The 3,150-nt window shown below is 66.5% G+C and carries 3 protein-coding genes and 1 pseudogene; 1 reads left to right on the plus strand and 3 read right to left on the minus strand.

Features of this window, described 5'->3' with window-relative positions; translation table 11 throughout:
- Positions 1-43 precede the first annotated feature (43 nt).
- From H0W38_RS19530 to H0W38_RS19540, 3 genes are read right to left on the minus strand one after another with little or no spacing between them, the layout of a single operon-like run.
- Positions 44-1,435: an ammonium transporter gene (locus tag H0W38_RS19530; RefSeq protein ID WP_292457292.1), complete on the minus strand. Its 1,392-nt coding sequence runs from the start codon at positions 1,433-1,435 to the stop codon at positions 44-46.
- A 30-nt stretch (positions 1,436-1,465) separates the two neighbouring features.
- Positions 1,466-1,804, minus strand: coding sequence for a P-II family nitrogen regulator (locus tag H0W38_RS19535; RefSeq protein ID WP_292448892.1), 339 nt, complete (start codon positions 1,802-1,804; stop codon positions 1,466-1,468).
- Between the two features lie 28 nt (positions 1,805-1,832).
- On the minus strand, positions 1,833-2,582 hold the full coding sequence (locus tag H0W38_RS19540) for a TorF family putative porin (RefSeq protein WP_292457290.1): 750 nt from the start codon (positions 2,580-2,582) through the stop codon (positions 1,833-1,835).
- Positions 2,583-2,802: 220 nt separating this feature from the next.
- On the opposite strand from H0W38_RS19540, the pseudogene H0W38_RS19545 reads away from it, so the two are divergent.
- Positions 2,803-3,150 (plus strand): annotated as a pseudogene (locus H0W38_RS19545) (magnesium chelatase domain-containing protein); the annotation flags it as partial.

A 3,150-nucleotide genomic window follows, 5' to 3' on the forward strand; every position in this document is an offset into this window, starting at 1 on the left:
GGAGAGGGCGGGAGAGGGCGGGAGGGGGTGAGGGTGAGGCCGCTCAACCGTGGTACGCCGTCTCTCCGTGCGAGGTGATGTCCAGCCCCTCGCGCTCGGCCTCTTCCGGCACGCGCAGCCCGACCACCATGTCGACGATCTTGTAGGCGACGAAGGCCACCACCGCCGACCACGCGATCGTGATGAGCACGCCCTCGGCCTGGATCAGCATCTGGCTGGCGATCGAGTAGTCGTCGCCCTTCACCCCGCCCAGCGAGCCGGCCGAGAACACACCGGTGAGCAGCGCGCCGAGGATGCCGCCCACGCCGTGCACACCGAACACGTCGAGCGAGTCGTCGGCACCGAGCATGCGCTTGAGGCCGTTGACGCCCCACAGGCAAACAAAGCCGGCCGCGGCGCCGATGACGATGCCGCCCATCGGGCCCACTGTGCCGCAGGCCGGGGTGATGGCCACCAGACCGGCGACCGCACCGGAGGCCGCGCCCAGCATCGAGGCCTTGCCCTTGGTCATCGCTTCGCCCACGCACCAGGCCAGCACCGCGGCGGCCGTGGCAAACAAGGTGTTGATGAAGGCCAGGGCCGCGCCGCTGTTGGCTTCCAAATTGGAGCCCGCGTTGAAACCGAACCAGCCGATCCACAACATGCAGGCCCCGACCATCGTCAGGGTCAGCGAATGCGGCGTCATCGATTCCCGGCCGTAGCCCAGCCGCTTGCCCAGCACGTAGGCACCGACCAGGCCGGCCACGCCGGCGTTGATGTGCACCACCGTGCCGCCCGCGAAGTCGAGCGCGCCCTTGTCGAACAGATAGCCGCCGGCACCCCAGACCATGTGCGCGATCGGGATGTAGCAGAAGGTGAACCACAGCACCGAGAACAGCAGCACGCCGGCGAACTTGATGCGCTCGGCAAAGGAGCCGACGATCAGCGCGCAGGTGAGTCCCGCGAAGGTCGCCTGAAAGGCGATGAACACGTACTCGGGCAGCTTGGCCTCGGCCGTGAAGGTGTCGGCCAGGCTGTCGGGCGTGACGCCGGCGAGGAACAGCTTGTCGAGCCCCGCGACGATCAGTCCTTCGCCGCCGAAAGTCAGGCTGTAGCCGTAAACGGCCCACAGCACGGCGATCAGCGAGAACACCACCGTCACCTGCATCAGCACCGACAGCATGTTCTTGCTGCGCACGAGGCCGCCGTAGAAGAGCGCGAGGCCGGGCAGGGCCATGAAGACGACGAGCAGGGTGGCCGTCATCATCCAGGCGACGTCGCCCTTGTTCACCGTGGGCGTGGCCGCGGTATCCGCTGCGGCAGGTGCCGCGGCTTGCATGGCGGCCGAGGCGGCTTCCGCAGCCATCGGGGCCGATGTGGCGTCCTGCGCCCAGGCGGCGCCGGCAAAGCCGAACACCGCGAGCCCCAGCGCAAGGGAAGCAATCAGTTTTCTCATCATGGCTGTCTCGTTGTGAATGGGGGTCGCTTAGAGGGCGTCCTTGCCGGTTTCGCCGGTGCGGATGCGGATCACCTGCTCGAGGTCGGTGAGGAACACCTTGCCATCGCCGATCTTGCCGGTGCGCGCCGACGCCTCGATGGCCTCGATCACGCGCTCGACGATGGCGTCGTCGACGGCGGCCTCGATCTTGACCTTGGGCAGAAAATCGACGACGTACTCCGCGCCGCGGTACAGCTCGGTGTGGCCCTTCTGGCGGCCGAAGCCCTTGACTTCGGTCACGGTGATGCCTTGCACGCCGATGGCGCTCAAGGCCTCACGCACTTCGTCGAGCTTGAAGGGCTTGACGATCGCGGTCACCATCTTCATGGCAGTCTCCTTGGGTTGATGGTGGCGCTCAGAACGCCTTGCTGAGAGAGATGACGCCGGTCCCGTCGCTGATGTTGCGGTTGGGCCGGGAGCCGGCGAGATCGCGGTTGGTGCCGATGTAGGCCAGGCCGAACACGAAGCCGCCGGTCGTGGTGTAGGTCGCACCGAGCTTGTAGTCGGTGATTGAATCCTCGGTGCCGGTGCTGCCGATCTCGACGACCTTGGCGTCGCCCCGGAGCGACTGGTAGCCGACGTGCGCGTTGACGCCGAAACCACTGCCCAGGTCGTAGTTGAAGCCGAGGTCGAGGTAGGCGGAGCCGTCCGAATCGTCGAAGCCGAAGAAGTCGGTGACCGCGTAGAAGTATTTGGCCGAGACGGGCCCGTAGCTCAGGCCCAGGTAGACCTCGGTGTTGTCGATCTTCGGGTCGCTGCCCGGGTAGTAGTAAGTCAGCACGCCGACGTCGTAGCCGAGTGTTCCGGCTGTACCCTTGAAGCCGCCGTAGAAATCCATCTCAAGGTTGGAGCCGGCAAAGAAGCCGCTGTCGATGTTGGAGTTCCAGTTGCCGAGGTAGAAGCCCGAGCTGTGGGCGATGTCGAAGCCCCCCTGAAAGGCCGGGTCCTTGTTGGTCTGCGAGATGCCGCGGAAGCGGTAGTCGCTGTACAGGCCGGCATTGCCCGTGACGCTCCAGTCCGACGCCGCGCCCTGGGCCATGACCGGCACCGACGCCGCCATGGAGCACACCGCCAACACCCCCGCCGCAAACTTGATCTTGATCATGGTCATTTCCTGTTTGATGGTTCGTATCGAGCCCGCGAGGCAATTCGCAGGTTCTGTGCCATGCGCCATGACAGGGAGCCAGGATCGATTGCGGGGCACAGCGCCGTGCGCACGCCCCAAAGGCGGGATAAAACCGTCTTCAGCACCAGCGCAGTGCGCGCCGGGCACCACCCGAGGAGGGATCGCCGGTGGATCAGGCCGATGCCATGATCGCCCGCCCATGACCCTTGCCATCGTTCACAGCCGAGCCCTCGACGGGCTGGCCGCCCCCGCCGTCACCGCGAGGTGCACCTCGCCAACGGACTGCCGAGCTTCACGCTGGTGGGCTTGGCCGACACCGAGGTCAAGGAAGCCCGCGAGCGCGTGCGCGCCGCACTGCTCAACAGCGGGCTGGAGTTCCCGCACAACAAGCGCATCACGGTCAACCTGGCGCCGGCCGACCTGCCCAAGGAATCGGGCCGCTTCGACCTGCCGATCGCACTGGGCATCCTGGCGGCAAGCGGGCAGATCGACGCCGCCCGGCTCGAGCACTTCGAGTTCGCCGGCGAACTCTCGCTGTCAGGAGACC

It is taken from the genome of Methylibium sp. (assembly GCF_013817365.1).
Taxonomy (GTDB): domain Bacteria; phylum Pseudomonadota; class Gammaproteobacteria; order Burkholderiales; family Burkholderiaceae_C; genus Methylibium.